The sequence below is a fragment of the Paenibacillus arenosi genome (assembly GCF_014841135.1).
GTDB lineage: Bacteria > Bacillota > Bacilli > Paenibacillales > Paenibacillaceae > Paenibacillus_B > Paenibacillus_B arenosi.
In genome coordinates this window covers 1-16,864 of the sequence record NZ_JACYTN010000027.1, presented here as the reverse complement: position 1 = coordinate 16,864, position 16,864 = coordinate 1, and the positions used below count along the sequence as shown (strand labels likewise).

Here is a 16,864-nt window from a genome sequence, read left to right as displayed (position 1 = left end):
CTTACGCAATTACTTGATATAACGAGGAAGCTTTACTTTATCGATAAACAAGATACCGTCGTAATGATGGCGCGGTACGATCAAAGTCGGCATATATCCCCAATCATAGGCGAAGACACGTTCGAACATCCAAGAGCTCCCCCGCTCGTTGTCACGGTAGCGTAAATCCATAAACGTGTAAGGCTGCTTCGCTCCAGATAAAATATCCTCTAAAGTTCCTGGTAACAAAGGACTTACAGGGATCGGCTCTCTAGTATCGTTATCAGCCGACTCTCCGCTCCCCATGTACAGCCCCATCACGTAGCTTTGACGTTGAAGCTCCTTCGGCATAAGCTCGCCCATCCATTTATGCGCATTTTCAAAAGAGTAAATTTTTGACTGTGCCTTACTAATGTGACCGTTATGGGCCCATACAACAAACCTCTCTGTTGGGTATACCTCCGTAGCGAGCCAGATCAAATTGTTCGCCATGGCACGATCACGCCATTCTGTAGCACGAAATACAGCCAGCATATCGCCTTTCTCAACAGCTATATTACCTTCAATATTAATTTCAACATATTCGTTAATAAAACGGATCCGATCCTCGACCGCACGTTTCATCAGTACCGAGATTTTCGGTTCATTCGGATATTCTTTCTTTAATGCTCCTTCATGAGCTTCCACTTGCTTCAATAGTTTTTTATACAAATGAATAAGTTCTGGCTTCACTTTACGATAGCCCGCTAAATCTTTACTGTTTCTCCATGTAAGCAACTTAGTCTCTGCCTTTATAACTTTTTCTTGAAGTTTCTTGTCCTTCAACCATGCAGCATCCTTAAGAAGAGGTGAATTCCATTGAATATCGAAACCCACCATACGAAGTGGTCGCTCGCTGTCTTGCGTATCCTTCATATACTGGAACAACGGAAGTGTTTCCTCCGTCCACCATACTTTAAAGATGGAACGTTTCATCGTTTCTTCAGCCGTCTTACTTTTCATTTTCCCTTGTGCAATTGCTGCATCTGGAAGACCGCTTTCGAACGCAACCATGTTATAGCCAAGCTGCTGATGCAAATATTGAATGAGACGTGTCTTCACCGAGCTGAATTCTGCAGCACCATGGGTGCTTTCTCCCAAATAAACAATTCGCTTATCTGCTAACAGCGGTACTAACATATCAAGATCTTCAAAATTGCTCGCTGGTATCGAGCCATTCACACGCTTTTCCGGTTGAATCGACTTCAAGGCATAAGCATGATCATTCACATATTTCTTCCAATCTGCGATTGATTCCTTATAGGTACGGGCTTGGCTATCCATTGCCTTCTCGATTTGCTCTTTGGCTTGTTGAGTCTGTTGAGCGGCTTGCTCCGCTTTCTGTTCTGGTTGTGCTGCTGCCGCTTGCGCTTGGACGGAGCTAATAGGCCCGAGCCAAGTTGTCATTGCCATCGCCGTCATCGTGACCGTTAACAGCATCGCTTGTAGACGTCCACGCCATCCTTTATTTGAGTTGTTCGTTGCCATCTTCATCGTATTCATCTTCATTCCCCTATTCTAAGTAAAGTAATGTATGTACGAATCTTTTTCTACTATTACGCATTATGTTTGCTCACGAATTGATATGTTTGTTCTTGTTTCTCGTATAAGATAAGTTTAGACCCCCAAAGTTAAATGGGAGATACTTGAAGTTTAAAATTAGGTTAAAAATATAGCTTGGATACATATCTATCTATAGCAGCATCATTTCCACTTATGTCGGGAACCATTGTTCAAACTCCAACAAATCTTCCTCTGTCAAATAAACTGCACGGCTGCTTTGATCACGTATAAGGACTCCCGTCTCTATTAATCGCTCAGCATCGCATGCGCTAGCGCCTCTGCCTAAAAGGAGCGACTTTTCGCAAGTCAGAACTGTGCACCACGACACCTTTGATATCCATCCTTCGTCTATGCTACGCTTCTTGCATGGAGGTGGATGATCTTGGAATCCAACAATTGGTCCTCGTCTTTATTAGAAGAAGCCTGCCGGAGATATGGCGGTGATCCTTCTTCCATTCAAACGCTCGGTGGGTTTACTAATAATGTGTTTTCCTTTAAGCGAAATGAAGAACCCGTAATCTTAAAATTATATACGTACAAGTCTCCTGCCGATCACTCACATCTAGTCGGTGAACTGACATGGATGACCCACTTGTCGCAACAGAGAGTACGTATTACAAAACCTATTTTTTCTGAGCAAGGTTTATGGATTGAGGAAATACAGCTAGATGAGGGAGACTTTTTGGCGGTGGTCTATGAGAAAGCGGCAGGTAAGCTGCTCCAAGATCAGCACGAAGAAGCTTGGAACGCTAATCTATTTTATAAAATAGGCGAAGCAATGGGGAACATGCATCGTGCAGCGGCAGAAATGGAACCTATATTAGATGACAGCAAACGCATCAAATGGCATGAGGAGGCGTTTATACATTCTCCTCCCCTCGTCAGTAACGAAGTACTTTTACAATGGAATACTTATGTGAGCAAGCTAAAAAGCTGGCCAACCGATTCAAATGTGTACGGGCTTGTCCATCACGATCTTCACCCGCATAACTTCTATGTCCATAATGGAGAACTCGTTCTATTCGACTTTGGCGACTGCCTCTATCATTGGTACAGTTATGATACCGCCATCATCCTTTATCACGCTTTGCAATTCGCTCGTATCTCCGATCAGGCTGACAGAGACAAATGGGCCGTTTCATTTATGGAGTCCTTCGGCAAAGGATATGCTGCGGCCTATCAGCCATTAACCAAGCAGCAGCTCGAACAGATTCCGTTCCTATTAAGATATCGCAGACTGTATTCCTATATGTATTTCAAAGCGAATACTGTATGGGAACAATTAGATGAAGAAACAAGAACTGCACTTGAACAAATGAGAGCAGCAATTGAGCAAGACAAACCTGTACTTGATGTCGAATTCAGTCCCCTCATGCAGTAAATAGTCAAGAGCGCTGAATCCAATTCGATTCAGCGCTTCATTCTTGTGGCAGTGATTCATTATCTATTTGATAGTAAGCTAACTTCCCTAACTTCCTTCAAAGAAAAAGTTACGTGTACGGTATCCTGGGACGAGAATCATGAACGCAAACAAATAACCGTCGGCTTTTAACCTTACAATCCAAAACTTTAAGTACGAATACGAAAGAAATTTTTGTAATATAAAGGTATTTACATGTATTTGTCGAATAATATTTTCCACAAGGAAATAATTAACTAATCGATTTCATCCTACATCATGTGAAGGGGGCATAAAACAGTGGTGAAATTACGTACGAACTCTTCAAAATAATATTTTGAGGAGGAAGAATAAAATGGAGATCACTTTCAAAGCTAATAAAAACATCAACCAAGAACAATTACTCAAATTATATAACGATGTGGAATGGTATGCGTATACGAACGATATGCCGCAGCTCCAGCAAGCCCTATTGCAATCATTAGACGTTATATCTGCTTGGGATCAAGAAGTATTAGTTGGATTAATTCGTGTTGTTGGTGATGGTTTAACCATCGTTTATGTGCAAGATATACTCGTATTAAATGCCTACCAGAATCGGGGCATTGCCTCTCAGTTAATGGAACAAATGATGACCAAGTATACACATGTTCGTCAAAAAGTTCTGTTAACGGAAGAAGCACCCGATGTCAGACATTTTTATGAAAAGAATGATTTCGAATCATGCGATAAAGGCTCTTTAGTCGCATTTGCTAAGTTCGGTTAGTAGAATAGCACTGTGCAATATGGGCACGAATAAAGGATCATCTCCTATATTCGTGCTCTTTTACTTGCGTGGATCAAAAAGGCAGTATGGACAAAAGTGCATCTATTTTAAGTAGAATACGTCATTTTGCGATAGATTAGGACAAATGTGCAGTTATTTTTACGATTATATGATGAAAATAGGGAAAGACGCTTAAATAAATGCACTTTTGACGATAATCCCTCAAATAGAGACATTTTCAGATAAAATAACTGCATTTTTGTCACTATTCTAGAATAGAAGTCATCCATTACATGCGAACCCAGCTAAATCCTACTAATATCGTCTAAATAATGCGGCCGGCAAGCTCACTCTAAGCATGAAACATAATTACTATGAAATATATATTAGTAATTAGAAGATGAATAGTAGTGCTTAAACTTGATATATGATGAAATAAACTCCTTCAAACAACAATAAAAAGCGTTAACGCCCAGCCCCAGTACTGATCCTTGCCTTGCAAACAAGGTCAGCCTCTAGTGGCCGCGTTAACGCTTTTCTTATTTAGCTGCTTCTTATTTACAGCCGCTTATTTATCACTTCTGTTTATATAGCCATATATCGCTTCGCTTCTACTAGAAGCGGAAATCGTCGTCTGTCAGCGGTTCAACATGCATCGCACGAACATATCCGTTACCCTTCTTTGAGAAGAAGTCATGCTGCTTCGTACGCGTGCTAATTCCGTTAAACACAATTGGATTGATTTCTTCCTCTGGGAACATCGGCTCCATACCGAGGTTCATCAACGCCTTATTAGCATTGTAACGGATGAACTTCTTCACTTCCTCCGTCAAGCCAATCGTTGTGTACAGCTCTTCCGTGTACTTTTCTTCATTAGCATGCAGTTCCTTCAATAGCGTCTGGAACTCCGCCACAACTGCATCCTGCTCTTCTGGGCTCAATTCAGCAAACAACTCTTGAGCCAATACACCCACATAGAGACCGTGAATACTTTCGTCACGAAGAATCAAGTCGATAATTTCACCGCTGCTCGTCATCTTACCTTGTCCTGCTAGGTACAACGGATAGAAGAAGCCACTGTAGAACAAGTAGCTTTCCAGCAATACTGAAGCACACATCGCCAAGTACAGGTCTTTGCGTGTCTCAATGTTCGTGTAGTAGCGGGAAACCATCTCCGCTTTCTTCTGCAAGCAAGCATTGTCCTCTACCCAGCGGAACACGCCATCGATCTCTTCTGTCGTTGCCAGCGTTGTAAAAATACTGCTGTAAGACTTAGCATGGATTTGCTCCATCATCGCCATAAATCCGAGAACGGCTTTGCGCTGCAAGCCTTCTACATGATCCAATATTTTCGGCATACCTACGCCGCCTTGAATCGTATCAAGAAGCGTCAAACCACCAAGTACCTTCATATATAAATCCTGCTCATCCGCGTTCAATGTCAGCCAAGACATTTTATCGTCAGACAAGGGAATTTCATCATCCGTCCAAAATTGCATAATATTTTGATTCCAAAATGTAATTGTAAAATCGTCATCCGGACGATTCCAATTGACAGCTTTCATGACGCTCAATTCCGTTGCTCCCCTCTCATTCGTTGCCTGTTTGATGATTGTTCTATTATACGGAGCAGCTAATGCACTCTTCAACAGACAAACGGTTCGTGCGTGTGTAGTACAACGACTTCAAGCCCTTTTTCGCTGCATAAATGTAGTAGCGAGCCAATTGGCGCGTCGTTACGTCACTATTCACGTGCAGTACCGTAGAAATACCTTGGTCAATATGCACTTGAATTTCAGCAATAAGATCAAGCACTTTGAACTGATCCATTTGATAAGCTGACTTATAGTAGAAGAAGTTATCTGCAGCCATATACGGCATTGGATAGTAAGTCGTCGAGTTCGCATACGTACGAGTCTCAATTTGCTCTACGATCGGCATTACACTAGAAGTCGCATTTTGAATATACGAAATACTTTGCGTTGGTGCGATCGCTAAGCGATAAGCATGGTACAAACCATGTTTTTGTACGTTTTCTTTGAGCGATTGCCACTCTCCTGGACTAGGAATGTCCATGCCCTCAAACAACTGCTTCACTTTGTCCGAAACTGGACGGTAATCTGTCCCTAAGTACCGCTCGAAATACGAACCATCTGCATAGTCAGAACGCTCAAACCCTTGGAACGTAATACCGCTGTCTTTCGCGATTTCCATGCTTTTCTCCAAGGAATAGAAGTTCAACATCATAAAGAAGGTGCGCGCGAAGTCTTTCGCTTCTGCACTATCATAAGCGATTTTATTTTTAGCTAAAAATCCGTGCAAATTCATCGCGCCAAGACCTACGGAATGCAGCTCACTGTTTGCTTTGGCAACACCTGGTGCATTTTCGATACGAGTCATGTCACTAACCGAAGTCAGTGCAAGCATGCCTGCATGTACGGATTCCTTCATTTTCTTATGCTCCATTACGTTAACAATGTTCAAAGACGCCAAGTTGCAGCTAATATCTCTGCGAATAATGTCTTCTTGATTGTAGTCTGTAATTTCGGATGTCTCTTGCAGTTGGAAAATCTCCGTGCACAAGTTGGACATTTTGATGGAACCGATATTTTTAAGCGCGTGAGCATGGTTCGCATTGCTCTTGTTCATAATATACGGATAACCGGATTCAAGCTGAATCATCGCAATTTTCGTCAGCATGTCACGTGCACTCATCACTTCTTTTTTACGTACACGATCGTCTGCTAGCAACTGCTCGTACATTTCATCCATATCCATATCGTCTAAATGCACGCCATATGCTTTGAACACGGAATATGGTGCAAATAGATGAAGCGGTTTGTTCTCTTCCGCTAGCTTGTAAAATTGATTCGGTACGATTAGACCGATCGACAACGTCTTCAGGCGTGTCTTCTCGTCCGCATTAATCTTCTTACTGTCTAGGAACTCCATGAGATCCCAGCCGAAAATGTTGTAGTAAGCTGCGCCAGAACCTTTACGCTGTCCCATCTGATCTGCATAAGAGAATGCATCCTCCATCAGCTTCAGAACAGGCATAATGCCTTTCGCTGCTCCTTCAACGCCTTTAATAGGCTCACCGCGTCCACGCAACTTCGACAAGTTAACTGCTACGCCACCGCCGATTTTCGAGAGCTGCATGCACGTGCCGAGTACAAAGTTAATCGAGTTAAGCGCATCGTCCATTTCTAAAAGGAAACAAGATACCATCTCACCGCGACGGCTCTTACCTGCGTTCAAAAATGTAGGTGTTGCAGGCTGTACGCGCTGCTCCATCATCGCTCTAGTAAGCTCGCGAGCCATATTTTCATCACCACGTGCCAAGTGCAAAGCAACGATCGCAACACGATCTGCGTAATGTTCTAAGTATTGAGAGCGGTCGTTCGTCTTCACCGCATAGTCTGTGTAAAACTTGGATGCTGCCATGTAGGATTGGAATTGGAAATTATAGCTATGTGCAATTTCATAAATCTCTTCTACAGCTTCTGGCGAGTACGTCGTATAAACATCCTCGTAATAATCATTGTCAATCATATAGCGAACTTTCTCTGCAGAGCTAGCAAATGAAATACTCTTTGCAAACACTTCCTCCATGAATGCCTGTACAGCTTCCTTATCTCGCTCTAACCGGAAGAAGCCATCCGCTCCACGCTGCATTAACAAGTTGTTTAGTTCAATATGACGCAACTGCACTCACCTCCTCTTGATAGCCCGCATAACGAGCAACACCTTGCTTAAACCGTTCTACATCTTGTGTTGTACCTGCCAATTCAAACTTGCTCAGTACAGGCACACCATACGTACGAGCTATAATGTCCGCACTGCGGCCAAAGCATTCACCCCAGTTGCGATTACCACTTGCTGCAACCGCAACACAACGAGCATAATTATTTTTCAAAAAGGATTGTACCTTGGCTGGCACTTCTCCAAATCCTGTCGTATAGGTAATAAGCACAAACGGCTCGTCCAACGTCATTTTATCGTCAATCTGCACCGCAGGCAGGTTCAATTTATTTATAAATCTCCGTACGTTTCCGGTTCTGGAATCATAGGCAACCAACATTTTAATCGTATCTCCTTCCATCTTCATATGAAGCCTGTCAGCCCCATCTAAAGCGATCATGCATAGATCATTGTCCCTGACAGAGACGCTGCTATCTATGGTGTTTGAAATGTCTATCCGTAACAATATCTTGAGTGCATTATCAAATTTATATCAATATATAGTGTTTGTCAATGGACTTGAGCACATTCCAAATCTTTGTTTTCTTTGCACAAAATACCCATCTCTTGCCCCGTAAGCCTTTGCGGACATATCGACAATTCCGTGTCTTTCAGAGGTTATATGGACAAGCAGGTTTGTGCTTCAACACATATCCTTCTAATTCACAAAAAAATAAAAAAAGAAAGTTTGCTTGTTCGCATTGACAATTCATAATCAACCACTAGATATTGATACAGCGCAAAAAAGAAGGATCGACGAGTTGTCGACCCTTCCATAATGAACGTAATCATTTATAGCATTAAATATGTAAATGATTACGCAAATGGATTAGATTAGTCATGAACTTGAACCATGTGTTGGTGTCCAATCGATATTCGAACATATTCGAGCGATTCCACCTCCACATATTGTGTGGTGCAAGTAGACGTACTCCAAACACTATACTGCTGATATTAGGAAGTCGCTGATAACTTACTTCGATACTGCTCCGCCTTCTCTTCCATGCCCGCCGTAATCGCTGTATTGTCATCCAGTCCGTTCTCCTTCGCGTACTGGCGGATATCCTGTGTAATCCTCATACTGCAAAACTTCGGTCCGCACATGGAGCAGAAATGTGCAGACTTAGCTCCCTCTGCTGGAAGCGTCTCGTCATGATATTCCATCGCACGCTCTGGATCAAGGGACAGATTAAACTGATCGCGCCAGCGGAATTCAAAGCGAGCTTTGGACAATGCATCATCTCGCTTCTGAGCACGTGGATGTCCTTTCGCCAAGTCAGCTGCATGAGCTGCAATTTTGTAAGCAATAACTCCCTCACGTACGTCATTTTTATTAGGCAGCCCCAAATGTTCCTTCGGTGTTACATAACAGAGCATCGCTGTACCAAACCAACCAATCATACCCGCTCCAATAGCAGACGTAATATGATCATAACCTGGCGCCACATCTGTCGTCAGCGGCCCCAGCGTATAGAACGGCGCTTCTTTACATATTTCCAGCTGAATATCGACGTTCTCTTTAATTTTGTTCATAGGCACGTGACCAGGGCCTTCGATCATAACCTGCACATCATGCTTCCACGCTATTTCTGTCAGCTCACCAAGCGTCTCCAGCTCCGCAAACTGCGCTTCATCATTCGCATCATAAATGCTGCCTGGACGAAGGCCATCGCCAAGCGAAAAAGCAACATCATAACGCTTCATAATCTCACAAATATCCTCAAAATGCGTATACAAGAAATTCTCCTTATGATGAGCAAGGCACCATGCCGCCATGATCGAACCGCCGCGTGACACAATACCCGTCATTCGCTTAGCCGTCATCGGTATGTAACGAAGCAGCACACCTGCATGAATCGTGAAATAATCAACGCCCTGTTCCGCCTGCTCAATGAGCGTGTCGCGGAACACTTCCCAGCATAAGTCTTCTGCCTTGCCATTTACTTTTTCCAATGCCTGATAGATCGGCACCGTGCCTACCGGAACAGGCGTATTACGAATAATCCACTCACGTGTCGTATGAATATTTTTGCCAGTGGACAAGTCCATGATCGTATCTGCACCCCAACGGATTGCCCATGCCATCTTCTCTACTTCTTCTTCAATAGAAGATGCAACGGCAGAGTTACCGATATTGGCGTTAATCTTTACATGGAAGTTACGCCCGATGAGCATCGGCTCACACTCAGGATGATTAATGTTACATGGCAGTATAGCACGGCCAATAGCTATCTCATCTCTTACAAACTCTGGCGACAAGCCCTCACGAATAGCCGCAAACTCCATTTCCGGCGTAATGATGCCGTTTCGTGCATAGTGCATTTGGGTCACATTTTGCCCCGTCTTCGCACGAAGTGGCTGTGTGTTTACAGCAGGGTACTGTTCAGCTCCAGCAACCCGTACACCTTGCTCCGTACGAAAGCCATTGTCTTCTGGCTTTATTTCACGGCCATCATAAGTTTCTACATCGTTGCGTTCAAGGACCCAATTCTGCTTTAACGGCTGCAAGCCTTTACGAATATTAATGGTGATATCTGGATCTGTGTATGGACCGCTTGTGTCATATACGCGCAATGGTGGATTATGCTCGATACCGTCTGGCGTCTCTGTATCATGCAGCTTAATCTCTCGCTCCGGTACTAGGATGTCTGGACGTGAGCCCATGGTGTATACCTTGCGGCTGCTAGGGAAAGGTTCGATCATCCGCTTGGATGGTTCGGATGCTGACTGAGAATCTACGGTTAGTTCCATTTCCGTTTGTACAATTGTTGTAGGTAGCGCACTGGTTAGAGATTCAATCGATACGTTATTAGGGGTAGAATCAGTCTGCAATTGTGCAGATGTGGTTGTAGGTTTCTTCATGTTCATTTCCTCCTTGGTCATGCCATGACGAAAACTGCAATTGTGCTAATCTATCGGTTATACCTAACAGAGGAGCCCCCACTACATCTTATTTCTGCAAATAAGAGGGCTTAAAGGTACGTTGCGCAGTTGTAACTCGTATATATCGACTGTATGTAATTCAAATATAGATACAAACATACAAAAAGCCGGTCCCGTAAAGGAACCGGCTGACGTCGATATACTCACACACCGAGACAAAGGATAAATGATCGCATCCTTATCTAATGGTGCTTATCGTGCCGATTACTTCCCTACGCTGGTATAATCCAGATCAGGTGCAAAGGGTTTAAGATCTTCAGCGCGATCTTGTCTCAGCCTCCGCTCGGAGGCACCCCTAGTAACAATATGCAGTTCATGCATGGTAAATGTTAACTTATATCTCACTAACCATAACGGAATAAAGCCAATTATGCAAGTAATCCCAGAAAATAAACCTTACAAATTAAACCTACAAATTAACGGTACGTATCATCTTCTCCATACGAGAAGCGGCTTCCATCAGTAAAGGAGCGTACGCCCTCATCGTATCCGGAGTCATCCGGCTAACAGGGCCAGATACGGACAACGCAGCTGAAATACGATGGGAACGATCCAGTATAGGCACGGATATAGCTGCCGCCCCAGGTTCACGCTCTTCCACACTTAATGCGTACCCGCCTTTTTTCACTTCTTCTAACTGTTGCAAAAAGTCTGCCGTCTCAATTGAAGCTGGCCAAGAAGAGCTTTGCATCGTCTCTGCACGTTCTGATTCATCTGCAAAGGCAAGAAGCACTTTGCTCGACGCGCCTACATATAGAGGCAATCGCACACCGATCGGTGCCACACGGCGAATCGCCTGGTTGCTCTGCACCGCTTGAATGCGAATCCGGTCATTACCGTCCCGTACATACAAGCTTATCGTCTCTCCAAGCTGATCGCGCAAACGCTCCATTTCAGGAAGCAGCAGTTGAGCTGCATCATCCACTTGGGTCAAGTTTGCTGCCAACTCCCAGACACTGTATCCAAGTCTGAACTTATCTCCGTCACGCAGTAAGAAACCTTTCTCCTCCAGCGTTGCCAGTAAACGATGAACGGTACTCTTATTCAAGCCCACTCGTCCTGATATTTCCGTTAAGCTCAAATCATGGGCATCTTTGAAGCACATCAATATATCAAGCGCTCTTTCGACCGCACGAACCGTCAACTTACCTCCGCTTTCTTCCATAGGTAAATCACCTTCTTTCGTTCCATTACATGGAACTTTGTTACATCTAGTATAACGCTGAGATTTGTTTGCGTAAAGAGATGTTGTTGCTAAATTGCTAAATACGAAAAAAGAATACGGTATGCTGCACAGTAAAAAAAAGTACATGCTTATCCATACTCTATTTCATCATGACATCTAATATGACATTGAATAGGTTTGCCCAGATATTCATCCACTCCACTCCGTATGCCTCGTGCTTATTTCAAACGACAGATGTTTACGCTGGACTTTAGTCCCATCATCCGCGCTTTTTTTACATGAAGTTTACTATATTACACGAGCATTACAATCGCCTTACAAATCGTGCAATACCATTGTTTTAGCGGGGTTATCCGCATACGATGGAAGTAGTAGAAAACGTTCTCAACTCAATGACAACGAACTAGAGCGCTGCACGTATATCTCTCAGTTCGACAACACTCAACTAGGTCTTTTGTTCCATTTATATACATTGAATTCGTTACAAAGATCATCTGTGAAACATCGCGAATAAAAAGGAGGCATCTACCATGAGTTCACCTATGATATCAACGCCAAATGCCCAACCCGAATGGATCTCTCCTATTGAGCCAGCAATACCCGCTCGAATGAAGCGCGTGAAGTTGAAGCATATACTCATCGCCTTACTGTTATCCGCTGTGTTCACCGTGATTGTCATCTTTCTAGCCTTGCATGCTTTTATTGCTTGGATGTTCGCGAATCCTCAAGTTCCACCGCTGTTTGCAAATCCGATGACAGCGAAAGGACTCCAATATGAAAATGTGACCTTCCCTGCGCGTGATCAGCATACACTCGTAGAAGGATGGTACATTCCGGCAAGCTCTGCGTCCAAGAAGACGATTATATTGAGCCATGGCTATGGAGCAAATCGAGAAGAATACTGGGTACCCATGTATGACCTAGCCCAATTCGCTCAACGCCTAGGTTATAATGTCATTATGTTTGACTACGGCTTTGCTTCACCAAACCATAAGACAAAAGCAACGGGTGGTAGACTGGAGAAAGAACAGCTTCTCGGCGCAGTTGAGTTAGCGAAAAAGCGAGGTTCGGATCATATCGTCGTATGGGGCTTCTCCATGGGAGCTGGAACTGCCCTTCAAGCTGGCTTACTAAGCAACGATATCGATGCCATGGTACTCGACAGCATGTTCTTGCTAGAGCCAGATACGCTCTATCATAACTTGGAGCAGTTTGTAAACCTTCCAAAAGAGCCATCGCTGCAATTATTACGCATCATGTTCCCACTGCTGAATGATACAAGTTTGCAGCAGATACCATATGATGAAGTAAAGGCACATCAGTACTCAATTCCAACCTTCTTCATTCATGGAACAGCAGATACGAAGGCTCCTTATACCATTGCAGAGCAAATTGCTAGCAATCAGGACCCTGCTCTCTCCAGCTCTTGGATCGTAGACGGTGCTCACCATGAGCTCATCTATCGAGAAGATAGCAAAACCTATTTACGCAAAGTCGCACAGTTCCTAGAGGCTACTGCTGAACGCGATACCCAACTCACGGCTAAGCGCTAAACCATACGGCATTATATTTATCCCTTTCCTAAACAATAGGAGAGGGATATTTTGTATATTTAATTGTATCAAAGCTCCTAGTTGAGATAAGTGCAAAATTGTTGTTCGTAGAAAGCACGTAGCTTAAATGGGCGACAAATCTGCATTCGCACAAAGCACATCTGACAAATCTGCAGTTATTTTAACTGTAATTGTGCTTATTTGGGCTATTATCGGCAAAAGTGCATTTATTTTAGACTCTATACCCATTTATAGAGCTTAGTCAGGAGAAATAACTGCACTTTTGTCCTTATTTAAGGAAAAGTGACGTTTTTTTCTTAAAATAGCTGCATTTTTGTCCACACTATAATTGGTTATGTTTTATGAGCTCATGCGTACGGAAATTTGATATTACGATGCTCTTCTCCACTACCTTTTTAAACTTCACCTCTTTCACCTTCTGTCCCTTTTGTCACGCTCTATAATATCGATAACATTATCATTGTTATAGGCCAACCATTTCTCCTCATACATATACTTATGAACGCATCACGTATGGTGAAGGAGGATTGCCATGCTGCTTATTTACGGCCCTTACATGCCGATTCGCATATTGGAAGCGATTCAAGACTGGAAAAATCAAGAGAAAGAGCATGCTGTACTCATTCGCAGCGTCGTTCCAGAGTTGGAACCAAGCTTTAATCAAGTACTTACCGAATGGGAGCATGTCTTTGCTAAAACGGAGGAGACAGCGCGCGGCTGGCTGCACAATTGCATAAGCTCAGATAGACGTTGGGACAACTCCTTGCTAACACAAATTGATCAGTTGCTATGCGCTTCTGTCCACCAATCGGAGCATTTTATTCAGCAGTTGGAGCATATCAAGCAGCACAGCCAAGCGGTGCGGCATACGTCAGCAGCACCGCTTCTATGCGCCCACGTCGTGCGCGAATCATACGTGTTCGTTAGCGTGACGAAGTCGCTGACGAGCACCCCGCTCGCCGAAGCGCAAGCGAACGCTGCGGCGTATGAGCATGGCCCGACTGCGGCGTATCCTTCAGCCGCTGTTAGGCCCAGTGATGTGACAGCGGCCATAGGCAGCCGCCCGCCGCAGTCACAGGCTTTTGCGGCGGGCGAAGCCATTCCGCCGCAGAGCGAGCGCCCGCCTATCAGCGCTACGGCGTTGCAGCATAGCTCGCCATATACGCCGCATACTCCGCAAGCTGCCGCATTACAGCACGGCACGGCACACGCTCCACAAGCTGCGGCATTGCAGCACAGCTCGCCTTACGCACCACATGCTGCGGCATTGCAGCACAGCTCGCCTTACGCACCACATGCTGCGGCATTGCAGCACAGCTCGCCTTACGCACCACATGCTGCGGCATTGCAGCATAGCTCGCCATATACGCCGCATGCTGCGCAAGCCGCGGCATGCGCTCCGCCAGTGGCAGCCGCAGAGCCACTAGCGCCTGCTGCTATGGAGCCGCAACTGCGCCAAGCGGCTCCCGAAGAAGCACGTCCAGCGGACAACGTTTACGTGCCGCCAGGCGGGCATCGCTTGCCGCCACTACCCTACCCTTACAATGCACTAGAACCGTACATTGATACGAAAACCATGCAAATCCACCACGACATCCACCACAAGGCTTATGTCGACGACTTGAACAAAACTGAGTTGGCCTTAGTCGAAGCTCGCCGCACTGGCAACTTCGATCAGATCAAGGCGCTAGAGCGCGATTTGGCCTTTAACGGTGCAGGGCACTATTTGCATACAATCTTTTGGGACGTGATGAACCCAAAAGGTGGAGGTGAGCCACAGGGGGATTTAAGACGCCAAATTGAGCAAGACTTCGGAAGCTATCAAGCCTTCAAACAGCAATTTTCCAAAGCAGCAGAAAAAGTAGAAGGCGGGGGCTGGTCCCTCCTCGTCTGGAGCCCGCGCAGCCGTCGCTTGGAGATTCTCCAAGCGGAGAAGCACCAGAACCTATCACAATGGGATGTCATCCCCCTACTCGTTCTCGATGTTTGGGAACACGCGTATTATTTAAAACATCAGAACAAACGCGCTGACTATATTAAAGACTGGTGGAACGTAGTATATTGGCCTACTGTGAACGAACGCTATTTAAAAGCACGTCAATTGAAATGGGCACCTTTTTAAGCCTATCGATGTCTTGATTCCTTGTTTGCACTTGGTTAAAATAGGTAAACAGATGTTCGTCCCTTAGCCTATATTCAGTCGTGCTAAGGGACGATCCTCAATATAAGCCATTATGGAAGGAGAAAGCCCGTGCTCAAGCCGATCCTAAAGTGGGCCGGGGGCAAACGGCAAATACTTCATCATCTACATACTCAGCTGCCGCAATTGGATTGGTCCATATGTACCTACTACGAGCCATTCGTAGGAGGAGCGGCCATGCTCCTTTCGTTAAAGCCCCAAGCTGCCGTAATTAATGATATTAATGAAGATTTAATCAATGTGTATCGAGTCATTCAACATGATCCTGAGGCCTTAATTACCGCCCTCAACGGACACATCAACACAGAAGCTCATTATTATGAAGTCCGCAGTTGGGACAGAGAAGAAGATACTTATGCGTCACTCTCTTCTATTGAACGTGCTGCCCGCACCATTTATTTAAATCGGACATGCTTTAATGGTCTATATCGCGTTAACAGTCGCGGCAAGTTTAACGTACCGTACGGCAAATACAAACAAGCAAATATCGTGCAGGAACATAAAGTACGTGCCTTTTCCCGCTATTTGAACCGCAATACGATCCAGATTCAGCATGGCGATTATGCAGCGGCGGTTAGCCATGCAAAAGCAGGAGATTTCGTTTACTTCGATCCACCCTATGATACCCTCTCACCTACTGCATCGTTCACGTCCTATGCCAAGGGAGGATTTACGCGAGAAGAACAACGCAGACTTGCCGAACTGTACAAAGAACTAGACCAAAAAGGTGTATACGTCATGCTTTCCAACCACGCTACCGAGTTCATCACCGACTTATACCGCAACTATCAGATCCATCATGTTCATGCCAAACGCCTGATCAACTCCAAAGGTACTGCCCGCGGCGGTGTCAATGAAGTCGTCGTCGTCAACTATGACAACAACTCACGATCCTCAGCCTATTCCTTCTAAGACATACTTCACAGCTTTTATTTGTTCACGACTATCTTCAATAAATATGCTCTCTCAAAACCTGGTCTCTCACCATTCCATTCACATTCACAGCTTCATAACACATTCTCTTGCTGCGTACATCTGACAGGGTATTAACGAGATTTCATGCGAATACCCATGCAAATATGTACGTTTACACCTAACATACCACCCAGCAAAAAGAGGCTATAAGCTTCCCGAAATCGATCAGGAAAACGCTATAGCCTCTTTGTATAAAACGGTCACTTATAAGATGAGGGAAGGGGTTACATCTAATGCGTGTATTCTCGTCCGGTCTACACCCTCTTATCGACGATGCTAGAGCAGGCATTTTAGCGCCTAAGCGACGATAATACGCTTCTGATACATTCCGCGATCAAGGATGGCACTATCAAATTCCACACTATTGAGGAGCATTGTGGACTGTCAACACAAAATCAAACAACTTTTTTAAGGGCTTTTCTTTTGTAATTAACTGGGCTCATATAGCCTAATGTTCCATGTATGCGGTGCTTGTTATACCAATTGACATAGTCATATA

The 16,864-nt window shown here is 44.5% G+C and carries 13 protein-coding genes and 1 riboswitch; of the genes, 5 read left to right on the top strand and 8 right to left on the bottom strand.

Annotated elements, in window-relative coordinates; translation table 11 throughout:
• Window positions 1–9 precede the first annotated feature (9 nt).
• Window positions 10–1,521: an erythromycin esterase family protein gene (locus IFO66_RS20805; protein ID WP_192026961.1), complete on the bottom strand. Its 1,512-nt coding sequence runs from the start codon at window positions 1,519–1,521 to the stop codon at window positions 10–12.
• Between the two features lie 211 nt (window positions 1,522–1,732).
• Window positions 1,733–1,909, bottom strand: a complete 177-nt coding sequence (locus tag IFO66_RS20800) for a hypothetical protein (protein ID WP_192026960.1) — start codon at window positions 1,907–1,909, stop codon at window positions 1,733–1,735.
• Window positions 1,910–1,963: 54 nt separating this feature from the next.
• Between IFO66_RS20800 and IFO66_RS20795 the strand changes: the two genes are divergently transcribed.
• Together IFO66_RS20795 and IFO66_RS20790 are read left to right on the top strand one after the other, a co-directional pair.
• A complete protein-coding gene (locus tag IFO66_RS20795; protein WP_192026959.1) occupies window positions 1,964–2,962 on the top strand; it encodes a phosphotransferase enzyme family protein in 999 nt (332 codons plus the stop codon).
• Window positions 2,963–3,335: 373 nt separating this feature from the next.
• On the top strand, window positions 3,336–3,746 hold the full coding sequence (locus IFO66_RS20790; RefSeq protein ID WP_192026958.1) for a GNAT family N-acetyltransferase: 411 nt from the start codon (window positions 3,336–3,338) through the stop codon (window positions 3,744–3,746).
• Between the two features lie 614 nt (window positions 3,747–4,360).
• Here IFO66_RS20790 and nrdF read toward each other — a convergent pair.
• The 5 genes from nrdF to IFO66_RS20765 all read right to left on the bottom strand — a co-directional run bounded on the left by nrdF (window position 4,361) and on the right by IFO66_RS20765 (window position 11,595).
• Window positions 4,361–5,311, bottom strand: coding sequence for a class 1b ribonucleoside-diphosphate reductase subunit beta (nrdF, locus tag IFO66_RS20785; RefSeq protein ID WP_192026992.1), 951 nt, complete (start codon window positions 5,309–5,311; stop codon window positions 4,361–4,363).
• A gap of 55 nt (window positions 5,312–5,366) precedes the next feature.
• On the bottom strand, window positions 5,367–7,451 hold the full coding sequence (gene nrdE / locus IFO66_RS20780; protein ID WP_192026957.1) for a class 1b ribonucleoside-diphosphate reductase subunit alpha: 2,085 nt from the start codon (window positions 7,449–7,451) through the stop codon (window positions 5,367–5,369).
• A complete protein-coding gene (gene nrdI, locus IFO66_RS20775; protein ID WP_192026991.1) occupies window positions 7,438–7,827 on the bottom strand; it encodes a class Ib ribonucleoside-diphosphate reductase assembly flavoprotein NrdI in 390 nt (129 codons plus the stop codon). The genes nrdE and nrdI overlap by 14 nt, the downstream gene beginning before the upstream one ends.
• Before the next feature lie 614 nt (window positions 7,828–8,441).
• A complete protein-coding gene (thiC, locus tag IFO66_RS20770; RefSeq protein ID WP_420488690.1) occupies window positions 8,442–10,238 on the bottom strand; it encodes a phosphomethylpyrimidine synthase ThiC in 1,797 nt (598 codons plus the stop codon).
• Between the two features lie 384 nt (window positions 10,239–10,622).
• A riboswitch (TPP riboswitch) is annotated at window positions 10,623–10,737 on the bottom strand.
• Window positions 10,738–10,839: 102 nt separating this feature from the next.
• Complete coding sequence (locus tag IFO66_RS20765) at window positions 10,840–11,595, bottom strand: IclR family transcriptional regulator (RefSeq protein ID WP_192026956.1); 756 nt, start codon at window positions 11,593–11,595, stop codon at window positions 10,840–10,842.
• 551 nt (window positions 11,596–12,146) lie between these two features.
• Here IFO66_RS20765 and IFO66_RS20760 point away from each other — a divergent pair.
• The 3 genes from IFO66_RS20760 (at window position 12,147) to IFO66_RS20750 (ending at window position 16,302) form a co-directional block, all read left to right on the top strand.
• Complete coding sequence (locus tag IFO66_RS20760; protein ID WP_192026955.1) at window positions 12,147–13,169, top strand: alpha/beta hydrolase; 1,023 nt, start codon at window positions 12,147–12,149, stop codon at window positions 13,167–13,169.
• A gap of 553 nt (window positions 13,170–13,722) precedes the next feature.
• Complete coding sequence (locus IFO66_RS20755) at window positions 13,723–15,312, top strand: Fe-Mn family superoxide dismutase (protein ID WP_192026954.1); 1,590 nt, start codon at window positions 13,723–13,725, stop codon at window positions 15,310–15,312.
• A 129-nt stretch (window positions 15,313–15,441) separates the two neighbouring features.
• Window positions 15,442–16,302, top strand: coding sequence for a Dam family site-specific DNA-(adenine-N6)-methyltransferase (locus IFO66_RS20750; protein ID WP_192026953.1), 861 nt, complete (start codon window positions 15,442–15,444; stop codon window positions 16,300–16,302).
• Window positions 16,303–16,760: 458 nt separating this feature from the next.
• Here IFO66_RS20750 and IFO66_RS24400 read toward each other — a convergent pair.
• On the bottom strand, window positions 16,761–16,864 hold a 104-nt coding region (locus IFO66_RS24400), incomplete at its 5' end, for an IS3 family transposase (protein ID WP_192026952.1).